Consider the following 19206-nt stretch of genomic DNA (forward strand, 5'->3'; position numbering starts at 1 on the left):
AAGAGTTAAGAGATAGATAAATAAGACTACTTTTTACGCCGTTTGTAGTAAATCACATAACCACTAAAAAGTAGCACGCCAACTCCACAAGAAGCCATAAAAAAGATAAATTTTCCAGCCTCTTTGAATATATATCCAGCGTGCAGATCAAGCATAAATTTATAAATTTCAAAAGATTTTGGCATGGTATTTTTTAAAATTTCTCCTCTTGCCGTATCGACCGCAAGCCTAACGCCATCACTCTCACTAGCGCCTTTTGGCAAGTAAAAGATCATAAATTTTACGCCATCTTTATTGAGGATAAAATTTAAAGCATCAAACTCATTTCCAAATTTTAAAGTAAAAATTTCATAAGCTTTTTGAAGATTTTCTACCTTTTGCTCATCACTTAAACTAAAGCCATTTTTGCTAGTAAAATTTGGCTTTTTAAATACCTTCTCTTCGCCACAAATTTGATTTATAACCTTAGCAAAGCTCTCATAAGAAAAGTATAGACCGCTAATACAGATAATAAGCAAAATGACCCCCAAATAAAGCCCCAAAAATCCGTGCAGCGAATATATCTTTGCCTTTAGATTTAGCTTAAAGGCGCTAATAAATTTACTTCTAAATCTCCAAAATTGTATAAACGCTCCAGATAATAAAATTGCAAGTAGTGCAATCGTTGAAATCGCCACTATCTCGCTTGCAAATTTAGATAAATTTTCATTTTTAAATAGAGCTAGTCCTAGATTTTTATGCAAATTTAAGGCTAGCCCTATAAATTTTTCCACGCTATTTTCAGAGACTACCTCGCCCGTATAAGGATCTACAAAGAATGACTTAAACTCGCCATTCTGGCTTGTGCCGCTTACCACATAAGCTCTATTTGCCTCGCCTTTTATCTTTATATAACTAAGGTTAAAATTTGGCATAGTCTTACTAAAGACCTTTAAAATTTCATCTATTTTTAAAGCACTTTTATTAGTCATTATGTCTATCTCATCTTTGCTAAAAGCCTCAATTATCTCATCGTGATACGAAATAATTGCTCCACTAATTGAGATTATCAAAAGTGGCAAAGCAAATATAAGAGCTAAAATTAAGTGAAATTTCCGCCAAATTTTAAACATTTTAAAACTTCAAATTAAAGCCAAGTTCGATCTTTTGTCCATCAACTATCAAAACATCGTATCTGCCTGATCTTGTCGTAAAAAACTCGTTAAAGAGATTATAAACGCTTAAGTTTAGGCTGAAATTTTTAGTTACATTGTAGTTTATGCCAAGATCTGCGATCACATAAGCTCTCATATCATCAGCATAGCTAAATGAGTTTTTAGTTCTACCATAATAATTTATCTGTGACCAGAAATTTAGCCATCTATTTAGCTCATAGTTCGCTCCAAATTTAAATGTATGAAGCGGATAGTTGTTTAAGCTTTTACCGACTTCTGATCCATCTTTTTGTTTTGATTTTGTATAAACATAGCTTTGATTTAGTCTAAGAGCATTTGTTACCTGCCACTCATTTGTTAGCTCAACTCCGTAAATTTCAGCTTTACCGATATTTATACTCTCCCAAATACCATTTGGATAAATTTTGCCTTTATGCCTGCAAACACTGCCTCTTGAGCAGATAGGCCTGTAACTTAACATATCTTTAAAACTTGTGTAAAAGCCAGTTAAAGACGTTTCAAAACCTTCATTGTTATTATAAACGCCACCAAATTCATAACTTACGCTTGTCTCTGGCTTAAGGCTGCTTCTACCAAGCTGCGCTCCACGTCCTCCAGCAAATGGCAAAGCAAGATCTTGCGTGCGTTGCTTGATATCTGGAGTCGCATAACCTGTGCTAACTCCACCCTTTAAGGCGAAAAAGTCGTTTAAGCTATAGATGCCATAAATTCTTGGTGAAACGTGCGAGCCATAGTTTTCATCGTAGTTGTAGCGAATACCAGTACTTAAGATAAAATCTTTTGTAAGATGATAATCATCTTCGCCGTAAAGTGAAACATCATATCTTTTTACATTTGCCGCATCTGCTGTGGTGGCCTTTTCGTCAAGCTTTTCTTTTTTAGCATTTAGTCCTAATGTAAAGGCATTATTATCGGTAAAATATGAGCCTTTTGTATCAAAGTTTAGAGTCTTTAGCGTCAAATTTTGTTGTGCTATCTCTTTTATCTTGCCGTAAGATAAATAGCTTTGAAGCAAGATATTATCAAGCCTTGCTTCGTGGCTTAAATTTATCATATCTCCCTTTATTCTCTCGCTAGCAACCGAGTTAGTACCAGTTGATAGTGTTTTGCCTTTAGTTCTTTTATATTTCACATCGCTTCTTGCAAGCTCAAGCGTAAGATCATTATTTTCATTTGGCCTAAAAAATAGTTTTGCACCAAAATTTCTATCCTTTTGCTCTCTATTTGCATAAGAAATTTTATCTTCTGATTTATTTAAATTTTTACCATAAACAGAAACGCTTAAAACATCGTCAATGAGTCCAGAGTGCAAATAAAGGCTATTGTAAAGCTCGCCACTTATATTTTTATTTCTAGCAAATTTATAGCTTGAGCCAAGATTTGCACCAAATTCATTGCTAAACTCATCTGTAATGATATTTATAACTCCGCCTAACGCGTCACTTCCATAAAGCGAACTCATAGGGCCGCGTATTACTTCTATACGACTTATCGCACTTGCTGGCGGGATGAAACTATATGAGCCTCCAACACTTCTAAGCCCTTTATAGGCGTTATCGCCTGGTACTGGCATGCCATTTACTAAAATTTTAGTAAATCTTGGAGAGAATCCACGTATAGAAATTCCTCGTCTATTTGCCGCTTCGGGAGTCGTTCCAAAAAGACTTGGGATATCCTTTGTCATACTCTCGATATCTTTATGATTTTTCTTTTCTAATGCCTCTTTAGTTATAACGCTAAGCGTTGCTGGTGCGTCTTTGATATTTTGCTCAAATCCTGTCGCACTCACTACTTTAACCTCTGGTAGAACCTTATCTTCATTTGCAAAAAGCGGTAAATTTATAAAAATTGCCGCACAAATAGAAATTTTTAATGCACTTTTCACAAAAACTCCTTATAAAAATTTAATGCACATTTTACTAAAATTAAATAATCGTTATCAATATCATACGTAACGCTAAAGGGATTAAATTTAACGCTTGAGGGATAAAATGATAAATTTAGATAAAAAATATGGAACGAGCAAGATATCTCAAAAGGAAAAACAAGTAAGCGTGGAGTTTTTCAAGCAAAGTAGTGGCATCAGCTATCTAAAAAGTGAAATTTTATGTAATGGTAGGATAAAAAGAGATCGTCACAAGTCTAAAAAATATCTATTTTTAATGTTTAATGAGGATAAAAACGATCTTTGCTTTAAGCTTGATAGAAAAGAGTATATTTTAAACAAAGATGAATTTTGCATTGGGCTTGTTAATGATGATTTTAAAGGTGTCTTTGAGTATCAAAATAAATTTTATAAGACAAAAACACTACTTTTTGATGAAAGCTATGCAAATAAGCTTGAGATATTTGCTGGGCTTAGATTTGATGATAAATTTGAGCTTTTGAAATACAAAAAAGATTTAGCTCAAATTTGCGTTTTAAATGAACTTGAGACGACAAATTTATATGAAGGTGCAATGAGGGAAATTTTTACCGAGTCAAAAATTTTAGAGCTTATTTATAAAAGTAAAATACAAAAAGAGAGCGAATTCTCACTTAGTAGAGATGAAGAAAAGACTCTTTTAAAGGCTAAAATGATCTTGCTGAGTCGTATGCAAAATCCTCCAAGCATCAAAGAGCTAGCCCATCTTTGTGGTACAAATGACTTTTGGCTAAAGAAAAATTTTAAGTTATTTTTCAAAGATACGATATATCAACTCTTAGCAAAAGAGCGTCTAAAGCTCGCTTTTACTCTTTTGGAGCAAAATGATATCAGCATAAAAGAAGCCGCAAATATCGTAGGCTATACAAATACTGCACATTTTGCAAAAATTTTTAAGATAAATTTTGGCTTTTTACCAAGCAAACTCTTAAAGACCAAAAGCTACTTTTAAACTACTATAAATGCCAAATTTCTTATAATCCTCAAAATTTAAAAGAGAGAAATTTGCAAGTTTATATCCATGTGCCATTTTGCGAAAGCAAGTGTCCTTATTGTGCTTTTGGCTCAAGTGACGACGAATTTAACAAGGCTAACACTTATTTTAAAGCGCTAGTTCTTGATCTAAATTTTCAGCTAAAAAGCCAAAATGTAAAAGAAATTTCAAGCGTATTTTTTGGTGGAGGTACACCAAGTGCTATAAATGCTAAATTTTATGATGAAATTTTTAGCATTTTAGCGCCTCTTTGCGCGCGAGAAACCGAGATCACACTTGAAGCAAACCCAAACTCAGCAAGCCTTGCTTGGCTAAAGCATGTAAAAAATTTAGGTGCAAACCGCATAAGCTTTGGCGCGCAAAGCTTTTTTGAAGATAAGCTTAAATTTCTAGGACGCATCCACAGCAGGGAGCAAATTTTTAAAGCGGTTGAAAATGCCCATACAGCTGGCTTTAAGAGCATAAATTTAGACCTCATCTATGACACTAAATTTGATACTAAAAAGCACCTTTTGGCTGAGACTGAAAATTTAAAAAGCCTTGCTATCACGCATCTAAGCGCCTACTCGCTCACACTTGAAGAAAACACCCCATTTTCTGGCAAAAAAAGCTATAAAAAGGATAGCGACACTTTGTCTAAATTTATGATAGAGCAGATAGAGCGAGCTGGCTTTAAGCAGTATGAAATTTCAAATTTTGGAGAAATTTGCAAGCACAATCTTGGCTACTGGCAAGGCAAAAACTATCTTGGCGTGGGGGCTTTTAGCGTGGGCTTTAAGGACGCCACCAGATACTACGCCAAAAGTAGCATAGACGTCTACATCGCTCAGCCAACGCATAGAGAAAGAGAAATTTTAAGCCAAAGCGAGCTAGCAAGAGAGCATATATTTTTAGGGCTTAGAAGCATAGTCGGAGTAGATGCTACTCGCTTAAATAAATCACAGCTAAGCAGAGCAAATTTGCTTGTGGAAAATAAAAAACTGCTCTTTAAAAATGGCAAATTTTACAATCCAAATTTCTTACTAAGCGACGAGATCGCACTCTTTATCGAGGGCTAAATTTATAAAATTTTGAGCAAAGTCAAGATAAAATACAAAGCTTAAATAAAATTTAATAGAGGCAAAAATGTTTGGAATGAGTTTTTCTGAAATCTTAGTTATCGCCATTATTGCAGTGTTAGTTTTAGGTCCTGACAAGCTGCCAAGCGCGATGGTTCAGATTGCAAAATTTCTAAAAATGTTTAAAAAAGGCATAAACGACGCAAAATCAACATTTGATCAAGAAATGAAGATAGCAGAGCTAAAAGAAGATGCTCAAAAATATAAAGAAAGCATAATTAAAAGTACGCAAAGTGTGCGTAAAAAGCTTACTTTTGAAGAGCTTGACGAGATCAAGAAAAGCGCAAGCGACGTCACTGAAAGCATACAAAACGTCGTAAGCGACACGAAAAAAACGGTAGAAAATATACAAAATCCAACAAATTTAGTTAAAGATGCGATCTTAAACGATAAAAAAGAGGCGTAATGTTTGAAGAGCTAAGACCCCATTTAATCGAACTTAGAAAGAGACTTTTTATAAGCATAGTAAGCGTTTTTGTCTGTTTTGGCATCTGCTTTACGTTTTGGAACCCACTGCTTGCATGGATGAGCGAACCGCTAAAACAGGTCTTGCCAGCTGGCTCAAATATCATATTTACTCAGATTCAAGAGCCATTTTTTACAGCGATGAAGGTTGCATTTTTTGCTGGTGTCGTGATCGCGCTACCTATCATTTTTTGGCAGTTTTGGCTATTTGTCGCCCCTGGACTTTATGACAATGAAAAAAAATATGTGATCCCATTTGTCATCTCAGCTTCATTTATGTTTGCGTGCGGGGCGGCGTTTTGTTACTATGTGGTCATCCCACTTGGCTTTGCATTTTTGGTAAATTTTGGTGGCCAGCTCTTTACGGCACTACCAAGCATTGGCGAGTATGTTGGCTTTTTTGCAAAACTACTAATTGGCTTTGGAATTTCATTTGAGCTTCCAGTCATTACATTTTTCTTAGCAAAGATCGGCCTAGTCGATGACAAGATGCTAAAAGATTACTTCAGATACGCTGTTGTTATCATCTTTATCTTTGCAGCCATCGTTACACCACCTGATGTGATAAGTCAAGTCTTAATGGCACTACCACTCATCGGACTTTATGGAATTTCAATAATCGTCGCTAAAAGAGCTAACAAGAGCGACGATGAAGACGAAAAAGAAGAACAAGACAGCGACGTAGCAAGCGATGAGTAATATAAACGACGTCTCAAGTTATGATTATTTTTTGCCGGAAGAGCTTATCGCAAAAGAGCCAGTTTTGCCAAAAGAAGAGGCAAGATTGCTTGTTTATTTCAAAAAAACAAAAGAGATAAAACACTACAAATTTAAAGATCTATCCAGCCTTATTCCAGATGATGCTGCAGTTATTTTTAATAACACAAAAGTTATCAAAGCTCGCATTTTAGGACAAAAAGAGAGCGGCGGGGCTTGCGAAGTGATGCTAAACCAGCCCATAGGCGAGAATAAATTTAGCGTTTATATAAGAGGCAAAGTAAGCTCTGGTAGCGTTTTAAATTTTCCTGATAATCTAAAAGTCAATGTGCTTGAGCTAAATGACGATGGCACAAGGGTGGTAAATTTTACGCAAAATGGCGTTTTGCTTGATAATGTTCGCCTTTTTAGTGAGCTTGAAAAGATCGGCCACGTCCCGCTTCCGCCATACATTAAAAGAGCCGATACAAAGGATGATGAGAGCTGGTATCAAAGCATATTTGCTAAAAATAGTGGCGCAGTGGCAGCTCCAACAGCTAGCCTTCACATAAGCGAACAAATGTTAGAGCAGATAAAAGCAAAGCATGAAGTCGCCTACATTACGCTTCACGTTGGCGCTGGAACATTTAAAGGTGTGGAGTGCCAAAATATAAATGACCACAAAATGCACTCAGAATTTTACGAGCTAAGCGAGCAAGCTCAAGAGATTATAAATTCTAATAAACCAATCCTTGGCGTTGGCACGACGGTTACTAGATGTGTTGAAGAATTTGCAAGAAGCAAGCAAGCAAGCGGCTTTTGTAAGTTATTTTTAAACTTAAATAATAAGCCTATCAGACAAAACTACCTTCTTACAAATTTTCATCTACCAAAATCAACCCTAATAATGCTAGTTACTAGCTTCATAGGGTTTGAAGAGACGATGAGAATTTATAAAACGGCAGTTGATGAAAAGTATAGATTTTACTCATACGGCGACGGGATGTTGATAATATGAAAGATAAGCCTATCGATATCATAAACAGAATGGAAATTTTTCTTAGTGCCATATACCAAGACGCACAAGACACTAAAAATTCCATCATTTTTAGCTACGATCCAAGTTATCCAAGGTTTTTAAAATTTGATGCTACAAATCTCATAAAAACACTTGAAAATATTTGCAAATTTTTCCTTTATTCTACCGAATATGCAGACATTTACATTCTCTTTCAACTTAAAAATTATAGTCCCAAATCTGTACATTTTGACATTAAAATAAAATCTAGCCATAGCGTAATGAGACCAAGTCATTACTATCTCAGCAAGATAAATGACTATCTAAAAAAAGCAAATGAATCTATGATCTCTCATAATGATGGAGAATTTTTAATATCTTTTAGTGCGGTACTAACAGGCGATAGAGCCATCCAAAGACAAATAAATATCAAAAATCAAACAAATACAAATATCTTAGTCGCTTGCGATGACGATGCTTTGTTTGACACCATTAGTGCTCAGATAAATTTTTTAGGTCTAAAGGTTATCGGTAAAAACGACCTTAGCAATCTAATGAGGCATATAAAAGATTCTATTTTTACTCCATTTGTTATTTTTATCGATAGTAAAATTTTAAAAAATGAAGCGATGCTAGAAGATATACTTGAATTTAAAAATATTAAAAATTTTCGTATTGTAGCCATTTGTAAAAGCGATGAGTCAGCTAACGATCTGCCAAATCATGTCACGGTATTAAAGCAGCCTTTTAGCACAGATAGCTTTCAGCTAGCTTTTAAAAATTCGCTCGAAAAATAGACTGATTTTTATTTTTTAATTTATCCTAAGATATCTTTTTAAAATAATAGTGGCTGAAATGCTATCTAGCCTACCATCTCGTCTTGTATTGGTGTAAATTTCACTAGCTTCGCTGCTGCTAAAGGCCTCATCTTGATAGACAATATTTGCCTTTACATCAAGAAGTGAGACAAAATGCTCAATGCGTCTTCTCATCTCATCTTCGCTACTACCGCCGATTGGCACACCCACTACTAGCGTATCTGGGGCATATTCATTTACCTTTTGGCTCACATCTCTTGCGGCTTGATTTCTATTTTTTCTAAGCACTGGCTCAAGCGGAGTCACGATCTCGCCAAAACCAAAGGCAAGTCCTATTCGCTTTAACCCAACATCAATAGCCATAAATTTCTCTCTCATAGCACGCTCTTTACTCTTAGATTTGAAATTTCAACCAACCCTTCAAGCTCGTACTCATAGATGATATCGCCAAATTTTGCCAAAACTTCATCAAGATTTACGCCATTTTTACAAAATTTTAAGATCTCGTCACTAGTCTTTTCTTGCTCTCTTATCTCACCAAAAAGTGAAGCAAATTTATGATAGTCATCAATAAGCTCGGCTTTTTTATTTGCAAGCAAAAAATTTGTCCCATCGCTTTCACCCATGCGCTGTGGCAGTACATAAACTGGGATTTTAAGCTCGTTTGCAAGCCTTGCACTTTGCATTGAGCCACTTTTAAGATCAGCTTGCGCGACTACTAGAGCTTCACAAAGCCCCACAACTATGCGGTTTCGCTCCAAAAATCTATAAGCAAGTGGCGGCTCACCTTCATTATACTCACTAAGCGCCAATGCCTTGGTGTAAATTTCATTTATAGCCACTTTATTTTGGCTTGGATAGATGGTATCAAGTCCGCTCGCAAAAATGCCAATCGTTCGTGGCATAGCAGCTTTATGAGCTGCGATATCAACGCCGATTGCTCCACCACTTACCACACAGGTATTTGCACTTTTTAGTACTGCGCAAAGTGCTGTGACGCACTCTTTTGTATAAACACTTGCCTTTCTTGAGCCAACAACTGCGATCTTTGGCAAAGATAAAAGCGAAGTATCTCCGATAAAATTTAGCTGTTTTGGTGGATTTTTTAGTCTATTTAACGGCTCTGGGATAAAGTCAAGTCTCATAAAATATCTTTTAAATAAACCACATCAACATCTTTTAAGATGTTGTTTTTGCTCTCTTTTATCACTGTGATCGTATTTTTCTTTGGATGCCCAATGGCGATCGCATAGCCTCTTTTTTTAGCCAAATTTATAGCAGCCACAAGCTCACGCCTAACAGCACTAGCCGATGGATCATCATCTAAAAATATATCTCTTGAAATGTATGGTTGATTATGTTTTTTTGCAGCTCTTGCTACTGCGGTTTGAGCGATAGTTTTGCTATCAATAAAGACAAAGCCCTGCTCTATCAGCGCCCTATAAGCCTTATCCATAGCGTCAAAATCACTTGTAAAGCGTGATCCTGTGTGGTTGTTTGTATATTTTGCACGCGGGAAGTCTTTGCGTATCTTTTTTATCTTTTCGTGTATACTCTCAAAACTCTCGTTGATCGTAAGAGTTCCTATCTCTGGGCTATCAAAGTGTTTTGCTTGCATCGGAAGATGTATCATGTAAAACTCAAATGTTCTTGCGATATTTGGAGTATCTGGATGAGTCTTTGTCGCTGGAAAAATAGACGGTGTGATTTTTAAGCCAAGTGACTTTATCATACTTGCATGTTCAAATGTCGCCACATCGTCTATTATGATGACGAGCTTTGCACGTCCTTTTATGCTAGCGCTTGGCGTAAAAGGTACCGCTTCAAAGCTATCTTTTTTTATATTTTTTTCTTCATATTTTGTTTTTTCTATCTTTTTGGTAGTTAAATTTTTAGCTTTTTTAGCTGGCTCGACTTTTATGTTCTCGCTTTTAAATTTCTCTTTTTTTTCTATTTCAGTACTTTTATTTTGATCGACTTTTACTTCAAAATTTTGAGATTTTAGCTCGGTTTTTTGTTCGGTTTTTGAGTTATAAAATGGCTCTATCTTTTGTTCATCTTCTATTACACTAGGCTCTGTATTTTTATAACTTGCGAGTAAATTTTTAGTATCGTTTTGCTCTTTTTTTATCTCTTCTTTTTTGGCTTCACTCTTTACTTCAGCTATCTTTTTTTGCTCTTTTGGCTCAACTTTTGAATTTAAAGCAAGCTCACTTTTATACTTAGGATCAGTAAAAATTTTACTTAAATTTTCATCTTCATCAAATTTTAGAGGGTATTTTCTCTTTTCGTATTCTTGTTTTTTCTCTTTACCAGCAACCTTTGACTCAGCTTTTTTTGGAATTTGTTTCTCTATTTTTGGCTCATTTGTTTTACTTATCTGTTCTGCACCATTATTTTTTATACTAAGAGCTACGCTAAGCGCTATTATCAAAATAGCCGCGATAATGCCGATACCAAGATAGGTTTTATTGTGAGAGCGACCTGCACTCTTTTTTGTAGGTCGCTTCTTTGTAGTTTTTTTTTCGCTCAAAGTTTAGTTTTTGTTTTGATCTATAAGTTTGCCGCTTGTAATCCAAGGCATCATTGAACGAAGTTTTTTGCCAGTTTGATTTAGCAAGCTTCTCTCAGCTATACCACGCTCAGCGTTCATTCTAACATATCCTGCTTTTCTCTCCAAGATAAAGTCTTTTGCAAATTTGCCATTTTGAATCTCTTTTAAAACTTCTTTCATAGCTTTTCTGCTCTCTTCGCCAACCACTCTTACACCGCTTACGTAATCACCGTACTCAGCAGTATTTGAGATAGAGTAGCGCATATCAGCCATGCCACCTTGATACATTAGATCAACGATTAATTTTAACTCATGCAAGCACTCAAAATATGCCATCTCAGGCTCATAACCAGCCTCTACAAGTGTATCAAAGCCAGCATTTACTAGTGCGCAAAGACCGCCGCAAAGCACAGCTTGCTCACCAAACAAATCTGTTTCAGTTTCATCTTTAAATGTAGTCTCGATGATGCCGGTTCTACCGCCACCTATACCGCAAGCATAGCTTAGAGCGATCTCTTTTGCCTTTCCACTTGCATTTTGCTCAACAGCGATAAGATCAGGTATACCACCGCCTCTTACAAATTCGCTTCTAACTGTGTGTCCTGGAGCTTTTGGAGCGATCATAATGACATCTATATTTGCTGGAGCTTTTATCTGGCCAAAATGAACATTAAAACCATGTCCAAACGCGATAGCAGCGTGATCTTTTAAATTTGGCTCGATCTCGTTTTTATAAATTTCTGCTTGAAGCTCATCTGGAGTTAAAATCATAACCACATCAGCGCCCTTTGTAGCTTCACTTACGGTTTTTACCTCAAAGCCTTTTGCTTCAGCTTTTGCCCAGCTTTTACCACCTTTTGAAAGGCCAATCACAACGCTTACACCGTTATCTCTTAAATTTTCAGCATGTGCATGACCTTGTGAACCAAAGCCGATGATTGCTACTTTTTTACTTTGAATAAGGCTTAAATCGCAGTCTTTATCATAATAAACATTTATAGCCATTGTTACTCCTATTATTAAAATTTGGCAAAATTATAACTTTAACCAGCAAAAATTCGGCTGAAATATACAGAAACTCTTTTTAAGTTTTATGATAATTTATTTTGATAAAATACGCTGAAATTTCAAAAAAAGAGATAACTCAATGAATGAATCAGTTTTTAAAAAAATCAAAGCACTTCCACCATTAGATGACACAGTTATACAAATTCAACGCTTACATGCGGATGAAAATAGCTCAATAAGTGATCTTACAAAAGTGGTCGAAAAGGATCCGATGCTAACAGCAAATATCTTGCGTTCAGCAAACTCTCCACTTTATGGGTTTTCTCAAGAGATCACAACCATTGCAAGAGCTATTTCTCTTTTTGGTATGGCTACTATTCGAGGTTTTGCGCTTTCAAGTACGATTAAAAAGAGCTTTTCTATAAATTTAGAGCCTTATGGCATTACTACACAAGATTTTTTAAATATCTCGATAATACAAAATGCACTGATGTACAATTGGCATTCTAAAGTTAATCCTAAAAGTCTAGAAATTCTCTCTCCAGCTTCATTTATGCTTGAGATTGGCAAGATAGTTCTTGCTCATGAATTAGCTGAAAATAAACAAGACATCGAATTTAGAGAAAAACTTAAAAATATATCTAGCCCAATCGATCTTGCCCTATTTGAAACAGAAATTTTAGATATGTCAAATGAAGAAGTTACAGCTAAAATTTTTGAACAATGGAACCTTGAGACAGAGCTTAGCAGCTCAATACTCTATTCAAACAATCCAGAAGAGGCACCAGATCATATAAAAGATTACGCGAAAGCCCTAAAAGTGATAAAAACAGCTGTAAATATCTTTAATCAACTTGATGATATAAGTATACAAAATACTCTACCTCTTCTTGACGAATACGGCTTTGGACATGATACGTTTTTAATGGCTGTCGCTAAAGTCAAAGATAATTTGTGAAAGAATTTCTAACCTCACTACTAGTTGGCATCAAGGAAAAAGAAGTTTCAAACGAAGATAAAGAGATTTTACGAAATCTCTTAAATCTTGGTGCCGTAAGCTCCCATAAAGATAAATTTTACCTAAACAATGGCTATGTCTGCGGCAAGCTAGACATCAGTCAAAACGCAACTGGCTTTATCATGCCATTTGATAAACGCTTCAAGCAAGATATCATCGTAGAAAATAAAAATTTAAACAACTCTCACCTTGGCGATATCGTGCTAGCAAAGCTTTTGCCGCTTAAGAAAAAACGCCAAAGCGCTAAAATAGTAATGAGCCTAAAGCTTGCCAATGAGACAAGTGTGGTCTATACAAAACGCTTTGGAGCGGCCATTTTAGGTGTAAATTTAAAAACTGGACTAAGCACTACCTTAAAAGCGACGCAAAAAAGCCTAAAGATGCTTCCTCTTGGGACGCTGCTTAAGATAAACAACCTAAACAACGAAATAGTCGAGGTTTTAGGAAATTTAGACGATCCGCTAAGTGATGAAAAAATTTCGCTTGCTATTTATAATAAAAACGATAAATTTAGCGAGGCTTGCGAGCTTGAAGCAAAGGCTTTTGGTGACGAAGTCGATGCTAGCATGTATCCAAACAGAGTTGATCTAAGAAATTTAGACTTTTGTACGATCGATCCAGTCGATGCTAAAGACTTTGACGATGCGATATATTTCGATGAGAAAAAGCATGAAATTTACGTTGCAATCGCTGATGTAAGCGAGTATGTGACCGCATATAGCGCTATTGACAGCGAGGCTAAAAAAAGAGGCTTTTCGATCTACTTTCCGCACATCTCAGTACCGATGTTGCCGCGCGCGCTCAGTGAAAATATCTGCTCGCTAAAGCCAAATGTGCCTCGCCTTGCATTTTGTTTTAAAATTTCACTTGATGCGAATAATGAGGTAAAAAAAGAGGAGCTTTTTGAAGCGATCATCCTTTCAAAAAGGCGCTTTAACTACGATGAAATCGATGAAATTTTAGAAGGTAAAAAAGAGTGTGAAATTTCATGGATCAAGCCACTTTTTAAACTCACTACAAAGCTTCGCAAAAAAAGGCTTTTGCACGCATTTGATTTTAGGACAAAAGAGCTTAGAATGAGCCTTGATGAAGAGGGGCGAATTTCGCAAACTAGGTTTGAAAGCGACTCCGACTCACATAGACTTGTCGAGGACTGCATGCTTTTAGCAAATAAAGCTGCCGCAAAGCTCATCACAAAAGGTGTTTTTAGAAACCATGCTTCGCCTGATTTTAAAAAGATAGATACCTTGCTTGAGGACCTACAACTTCTGGGGCTTGACTTTACTTATGAAAACGATCTTGCAAATTTAATAAGAAAGATACAGCTAAAAGCCGATGAACTTGGCAACCGTGAAGAGATAGATAAGCTCATCATCAAGTCTCAAAAAAAGGCTGAGTACTCAAGTGAAAATTTAGGCCACTTTGGGCTTGGATTTGATAGATACACGCACTTTACAAGCCCTATTAGACGCTACTCCGACCTTATCTTACACAGGCTTTTAAAGGCTAAAATTTCAAAAGATGATAAGCTTTACAACTTCTTACTTTTAAACATACAAAGTACATGTGCAAATTTAAGCGAGCTTGAAAGAGAAGCTGACAAGGTGGCCTACGACTTTATGGATAGGAAATTTGCACGCTGGGTAGCCGCAAATATCGGCAAAGAGGTGCGCTGCTATGTGAGCGAAAACCAAAATGTCTTGATTGCCAAGCTTGATGATCATTTTGTTGGAGCTAGAATTTTTATAACTGGATACAGCGCAAATTTACTTCAAAAGCTCATCGTAAAGATCACAGAGGCCGACATCGCGAGTGCTAAAATTTTTGCAAAAGTGGTAAGAAAGATCGATGTATAGAAAAGATTTGGAGCTAAATTTAGCAAATGCAAATTTAAGCAACTACTTCTTGCTTTTTGGAGCGGATGAGTTTCAGATCGAACTTTTTGGCAAAGAAATTTTGAGCTTTTACTCAAGCGAAGATGCAAATTTATTAAGCCTTTATTTTGACGAGTACAACTACGCGCAAGCAAGCTCTCACCTAAGCGAGCAGTCGCTTTTTGGCGGCAAAAATATCCTTTATATAAAAAGCGACAAAAAGATCCCAGCAAAAGAGCTAAAAGAGCTCATCTCGCTTTGTTCAAAAAGCCAGGACAACTACTTTTTGTTTGAGCTTTATGAGGCAGATATGAAGCTAGTTTTTGATACGCAAAAGGCTTTTGGGACAAATTTTGCTAGATTTTTCAAGCCTTCAACTCCAGATGAAGCGATAAATTTGCTAGCTAAAAGCGCAGCTAAAATTGGTCTAAACATAACCAAAAACGCACTTTATGAGCTTTACTTTACGCATAATGAAAATTTATACCTTGCAGCAAGCGAGCTAACAAAGCTAAAGAGCCTAAACACCCACATCGAACAAGATGATGTAAAAAGGCTGGTTTTTGGACTTGGCGGGATAAATTTTGATGATTTTTTTAACAAATTTATGGCACTAAAAGATATAAAAAACGACTTTTTTACCTATCTAGAAGATCCAAATTTTAATGAAATTTTACTTCTAAACTCACTTTACAAAGCATTTTTTAGGCTATTTAAAATTTACTCTTATATAAAGATAAATGGTCGCTTAAATTTAGATGAGGCAATTGGTTATCAACCGCCTGTAAATGTCGCAAATTTACTAAAAACCAATAGTTTAAAACTAAATTTAAATACATATCTAGAAATATTTAAAACTCTAAATTCAGCCGAACTAGAGCTAAAAACAAACACAAAAATGGATAAAGAAATTTTTGTTCTATCTACCATTTTAAACTTACAGCATCTAATATCAACAGCAAACATTAAGTAATTTTAAGCTAAAATCCACCCCTGCTTAATGCAAAATCCTTGCTCACAAAGTGAGCTAAATATCCATAAGGAGAAAAAATGAAACATTATGAGCTTTTATTTATTCTTAAGCCGACACTAACGGAAGAGGAAGTTAAAGCTAAGGTTGATTTCGTAAAAGAAGTCATAACAAAAAACGGCGGAGAGATCACTACTGTCGTTGAGATGGGTACTAGAAAGTTAGCCTATACCATAAAAAAATATGAGCGTGGAACATACTTTGTTATCTACTACAAAGCTCCACCAGCACTTCTTGCAGAGCTTACAAGAAACGTAAGAATCACTGAAGATATCATAAGATTTTTAAGCGTTAAATATGAAAATAAACGCGAAATCGCGGCTTGGGAAAGACTTTGCAAAGGTATCAAGCAAACTATCAAAAAAGAGACTCGCGAGCCAAGAGCACCACGTGAGCCAAGAGTTGAAAAAGTAGACGAGCAAACTTTTACAGAAGAATAATCAAGGATAAAAAATGTTCAATAAAGTAGTCTTGGTTGGAAATTTAACTAGAGATATAGAGCTTAGATATACTACTAGTGGATCTGCTATAGGAAATTCTGGTATTGCTGTTACTAGAAAATTTAATACTAACGGTGAGAAACGTGAAGAAACGTGCTTTATTGACATATCATTCTTTGGAAAATCAGCTGAAATAGCAAATCAATATTTAAGCAAGGGCTCCAAACTTTTAGTTGAAGGAAGATTGAAATTTGATCAGTGGACCGACAATAATGGGCAAAACCGTTCAAAACACTCAATTGTAGTTGAAAATATGGAGATGCTTGGTGGAAATAGCGGAGCTAGTGGACAAAACCAAGGTGGATTTAATCAAAATAGTTCGTACTCACAACAACGAAACTATGGCTCAAACAATAACTATGGCGATGGTGGATATCAAAACTCAGCATCACAAAGACAGCAAATGCAGCCACAAAACAAAAAATCACAAGAGTACTATGAAGAAAAAATCCCTGATATAAACGTCGACGCCGACAATTTTGATGGCGATAACGAAATACCGTTTTAATTTTAAAGGATAAAAAATGGCAGAAAAAAGAAAATATTCACGTAAATATTGCAAATTTACAGAAGCAAAAATTGATTTTATAGACTATAAAGATACTTCCCTTTTAAAGTATTGTTTATCAGAGAGATTTAAAATAATGCCAAGACGTTTAACTGGCACATCAAAAAGACATCAAGAGATGGTAGAAAAAGCGATCAAAAGAGCTCGTCATGCAGCTATCATACCTTACATAGTAGATCGCAAAGATGTAGTTTCAAATCCTTTTGATGGACTATAATTATTTAATTTATTAAACCCCTATTAATGGGGTTTAATCCTAATCTTAAATATCCTAGATTTATTTTCTTATAGATTTTTATTTATTGAACACGGTTTAAAATATTTTTCAAGTACTATTTATAAGCTTGATTTAACTTATACGGGGTAATTAGAATTTATTTAGGTGGATATCTCAAATATATGCTGTCTTTAAATAACTCTATGCATCAATTTATTAGTTCAAAATAATTTATTTAGCCATATGTGCAATCAATGTCGTCGATTCACTACAATTCTTACTATTATGAATCACACATCATCTATAGTATAGCAATAGCTGTTCACATGAGGCTAAAAAGTAAGATACTTAATATAGAAGAACTTTACAATAAAAACATATCTTAGCAAAACCAATATTCATCCATTTGGTGTCCGCATATCTTACAAATGACCTTTATTATGTATTTTTTATTTTAAAAATTTACCGATGTCAAATCAGCTTAACCGTACAATTAATATTAGCCAAAAACAAATTTTAAGCATCCTTTTCTTGACATGTAATAATGTTTTTTGTATAATCTCAATTCTTTTTTAAACAAATGTCTTGCTAGCTCAGTCGGTAGAGCATCTCACTTTTAATGAGGGGGCCGTTGGTTCGAATCCAACGCAGGACACCATTTTTGGGTTTATGACCCTTTCGTCTAGTGGCTCAGGACTCTACTTTCTCTGTGTAGAAACAGAGGTTCAAATCCTCTAAGGGTCGCCAGATATTTTTAAATTTTTAGGTCGCTTAGCTCAGTTGGTAGAGCGCCACCCTTACAAGGTGGATGTCATAAGTTCGAGTCTTATAGCGACCACCATTTTAGGTGCAGCGGTAGTTCAGTTGGTTAGAATGCCGCCCTGTCACGGCGGAGGTCGCGGGTTCGAGCCCCGTCCGCTGCGCCATCTATTATTCTTTAACTCCCATTTTTCTCAGTTATTGTTATTCTTAAAAATAGTGAATTTTATTAAAAAATTATGTTTTAAAATTTTACATATAAAATAAATTGAGAAATAAAATCTAAGTTATCACCACTAAATCGCATATATTTAAAAATAAATCTTTTTCTAAAATTTCTAAATAATTGATACAAGACAAATCAAAATTAATATTTTTATCTCTAAGTTATCAAAAAATCAATATAATCGTAAAAATTTAATAAGGGAAATTTATGGCATTTGAAAATGTATTAAAAGCGATTGAAGATATAAAAAATGGCAAAATGGTAATTATGGTCGATGATGAGGACCGTGAGAATGAAGGAGACCTGGTCTTTTCAGCGGCAAGCAGCGATATGCAAAAGGTAAATTTTGCGATCACTCATGCAAAAGGTGTGCTTTGCCTTGCGATGGATGAAGCAAATGCAAAAAGACTTGATTTGCCGCTAATGGTTTCTGAAAATACATCTAGTCACGAAACCGCATTTACTGTCACAATTGACGCAAAGGAAGCAACGACAGGCGTAAGTGCTTATGAGCGTGATATGACGATTAGACTTGCTGCCAGTATTGATTCAGTGCCTGAAAATTTTGTAAGGCCTGGGCATATATTTCCGCTTATTGCAAAAAAAGGTGGCGTACTCGTTCGAACAGGTCACACTGAAGGATCAGTTGATCTTTGCAAACTCGCTGGCGTTAGCCCAATGGCAGCGATTTGTGAGATCGTAAAGGAAGATGGCACAATGGCAAGACGTGATTATCTGGAGAAATTCTGTAAAAAATTTAACCTAAATATGATAAGCGTTTCTGAATTAGTAGAATACAGACTTAGCCACGAAAGCTTAATAGAGGTTTCGCCTGCAAAGAGTGTAAAAATCTGTGGTTTTGAAGCAAAAAGATATGACATAAAAGATCACGAAAATAAAAATCACGCTGCCTATATTTTCGGAAAGATAAAAGCACAAACTAATGTAAAATTTCAAAAAATAAGCAAAGACCATGAGCTTTTAAGCGGAGATAAATTTGATAATTTATTAAAATCGTTGGATTTTTTAAGTAAAAATGGCGGAGTGTTACTATTTTTAGACAGCAATAAAAGCGATGCAAGCTCACAAAAAGATTATGGCATTGGGGCACAAATTTTAAAGTATTTTGGCATAAGCGAAATTGAGCTTTTAAGCTCAAATAAAAATAAAGAATTTGTAAGCCTTGCAGGCTTTGGTCTTGATATAAAAGGCTATAAAGAAATTTAATTTTGCCACGTTCTTTT

General features: G+C 35.4%; 19 protein-coding genes and 4 tRNA genes. 17 read left to right on the top strand and 6 right to left on the bottom strand.

Going from position 1 to position 19206, the window contains the following annotated elements; all coding sequences use genetic code 11:
• Positions 1–26: 26 nt before the first annotated feature.
• Positions 27–1112, bottom strand: coding sequence for a PepSY-associated TM helix domain-containing protein (locus MTT30_RS05350; protein WP_429801242.1), 1086 nt, complete (start codon positions 1110–1112; stop codon positions 27–29).
• A 1-nt stretch (position 1113) separates the two neighbouring features.
• Complete coding sequence (locus tag MTT30_RS05355; RefSeq protein WP_429801243.1) at positions 1114–3060, bottom strand: TonB-dependent receptor domain-containing protein; 1947 nt, start codon at positions 3058–3060, stop codon at positions 1114–1116.
• A 106-nt stretch (positions 3061–3166) separates the two neighbouring features.
• Between MTT30_RS05355 and MTT30_RS05360 the strand changes: the two genes are divergently transcribed.
• From MTT30_RS05360 to MTT30_RS05385, 6 genes are all read left to right on the top strand, one after another.
• Positions 3167–4051, top strand: a complete 885-nt coding sequence (locus MTT30_RS05360) for a helix-turn-helix domain-containing protein (RefSeq protein ID WP_429801244.1) — start codon at positions 3167–3169, stop codon at positions 4049–4051.
• Between the two features lie 53 nt (positions 4052–4104).
• A complete protein-coding gene (gene hemW / locus MTT30_RS05365; RefSeq protein ID WP_429801245.1) occupies positions 4105–5151 on the top strand; it encodes a radical SAM family heme chaperone HemW in 1047 nt (348 codons plus the stop codon).
• A gap of 67 nt (positions 5152–5218) precedes the next feature.
• Positions 5219–5617, top strand: a complete 399-nt coding sequence (gene tatB, locus MTT30_RS05370) for a Sec-independent protein translocase protein TatB (RefSeq protein ID WP_429801246.1) — start codon at positions 5219–5221, stop codon at positions 5615–5617.
• A complete protein-coding gene (gene tatC, locus MTT30_RS05375) occupies positions 5617–6375 on the top strand; it encodes a twin-arginine translocase subunit TatC (RefSeq protein WP_021091515.1) in 759 nt (252 codons plus the stop codon). The genes tatB and tatC overlap by 1 nt, the downstream gene beginning before the upstream one ends.
• Positions 6368–7390 (top strand): tRNA preQ1(34) S-adenosylmethionine ribosyltransferase-isomerase QueA, encoded by a 1023-nt coding sequence (gene queA, locus MTT30_RS05380; RefSeq protein WP_429801247.1) that lies wholly within the window; start codon positions 6368–6370, stop codon positions 7388–7390. The genes tatC and queA overlap by 8 nt, the downstream gene beginning before the upstream one ends.
• Complete coding sequence (locus MTT30_RS05385; RefSeq protein WP_429801248.1) at positions 7387–8187, top strand: hypothetical protein; 801 nt, start codon at positions 7387–7389, stop codon at positions 8185–8187. Before queA ends, MTT30_RS05385 begins: the two co-directional genes overlap by 4 nt.
• A gap of 15 nt (positions 8188–8202) precedes the next feature.
• On the opposite strand, the gene ruvX is transcribed toward MTT30_RS05385, so the two are convergent.
• From ruvX to ilvC, 4 genes are read right to left on the bottom strand one after another with little or no spacing between them, the layout of a single operon-like run.
• A complete protein-coding gene (gene ruvX / locus MTT30_RS05390; protein ID WP_084109382.1) occupies positions 8203–8586 on the bottom strand; it encodes a Holliday junction resolvase RuvX in 384 nt (127 codons plus the stop codon).
• A complete protein-coding gene (locus MTT30_RS05395; protein WP_107770122.1) occupies positions 8583–9353 on the bottom strand; it encodes a DNA-processing protein DprA in 771 nt (256 codons plus the stop codon). Before MTT30_RS05395 ends, ruvX begins: the two co-directional genes overlap by 4 nt.
• On the bottom strand, positions 9350–10741 hold the full coding sequence (locus MTT30_RS05400; protein ID WP_429801249.1) for a divergent polysaccharide deacetylase family protein: 1392 nt from the start codon (positions 10739–10741) through the stop codon (positions 9350–9352). Before MTT30_RS05400 ends, MTT30_RS05395 begins: the two co-directional genes overlap by 4 nt.
• Positions 10742–10744: 3 nt before the next feature.
• Positions 10745–11767 carry a ketol-acid reductoisomerase gene (gene ilvC / locus MTT30_RS05405; RefSeq protein WP_429801250.1) on the bottom strand — a complete coding sequence of 341 codons (1023 nt, stop codon included), beginning with the start codon at positions 11765–11767 and terminating at the stop codon, positions 10745–10747.
• 142 nt (positions 11768–11909) lie between these two features.
• Here ilvC and MTT30_RS05410 point away from each other — a divergent pair, with 142 nt between their 5' ends.
• From MTT30_RS05410 to MTT30_RS05460, 11 genes are all read left to right on the top strand, one after another.
• Entirely contained in the window at positions 11910–12728 is an 819-nt protein-coding gene (locus tag MTT30_RS05410; RefSeq protein ID WP_103628805.1) for an HDOD domain-containing protein, read from the top strand.
• Positions 12725–14644: a VacB/RNase II family 3'-5' exoribonuclease gene (locus MTT30_RS05415; protein WP_429801251.1), complete on the top strand. Its 1920-nt coding sequence runs from the start codon at positions 12725–12727 to the stop codon at positions 14642–14644. Before MTT30_RS05410 ends, MTT30_RS05415 begins: the two co-directional genes overlap by 4 nt.
• A complete protein-coding gene (gene holA / locus MTT30_RS05420; RefSeq protein WP_429801252.1) occupies positions 14637–15635 on the top strand; it encodes a DNA polymerase III subunit delta in 999 nt (332 codons plus the stop codon). The genes MTT30_RS05415 and holA overlap by 8 nt, the downstream gene beginning before the upstream one ends.
• Positions 15636–15712: 77 nt before the next feature.
• Positions 15713–16132: a 30S ribosomal protein S6 gene (gene rpsF / locus MTT30_RS05425; protein ID WP_429801253.1), complete on the top strand. Its 420-nt coding sequence runs from the start codon at positions 15713–15715 to the stop codon at positions 16130–16132.
• A gap of 13 nt (positions 16133–16145) precedes the next feature.
• Positions 16146–16700 (top strand): single-stranded DNA-binding protein, encoded by a 555-nt coding sequence (locus MTT30_RS05430; RefSeq protein ID WP_429801254.1) that lies wholly within the window; start codon positions 16146–16148, stop codon positions 16698–16700.
• 16 nt (positions 16701–16716) lie between these two features.
• Positions 16717–16977 (top strand): 30S ribosomal protein S18, encoded by a 261-nt coding sequence (rpsR, locus tag MTT30_RS05435; RefSeq protein ID WP_021091467.1) that lies wholly within the window; start codon positions 16717–16719, stop codon positions 16975–16977.
• Positions 16978–17559: 582 nt separating this feature from the next.
• Positions 17560–17635, top strand: a tRNA-Lys gene (locus MTT30_RS05440).
• A gap of 13 nt (positions 17636–17648) precedes the next feature.
• Positions 17649–17724, top strand: a tRNA-Glu gene (locus MTT30_RS05445).
• An 18-nt stretch (positions 17725–17742) separates the two neighbouring features.
• Positions 17743–17818, top strand: a tRNA-Val gene (locus MTT30_RS05450).
• A gap of 8 nt (positions 17819–17826) precedes the next feature.
• Positions 17827–17903 (top strand) — tRNA-Asp (locus MTT30_RS05455).
• Positions 17904–18169: 266 nt separating this feature from the next.
• Entirely contained in the window at positions 18170–19189 is a 1020-nt protein-coding gene (locus MTT30_RS05460; RefSeq protein WP_429801255.1) for a bifunctional 3,4-dihydroxy-2-butanone 4-phosphate synthase/GTP cyclohydrolase II, read from the top strand.
• Positions 19190–19206 lie beyond the last annotated feature (17 nt).

This window comes from Campylobacter concisus (assembly GCF_050447445.1).
In the GTDB taxonomy this organism is placed as follows: Bacteria; Campylobacterota; Campylobacteria; order Campylobacterales; family Campylobacteraceae; genus Campylobacter_A; species Campylobacter_A concisus_BI.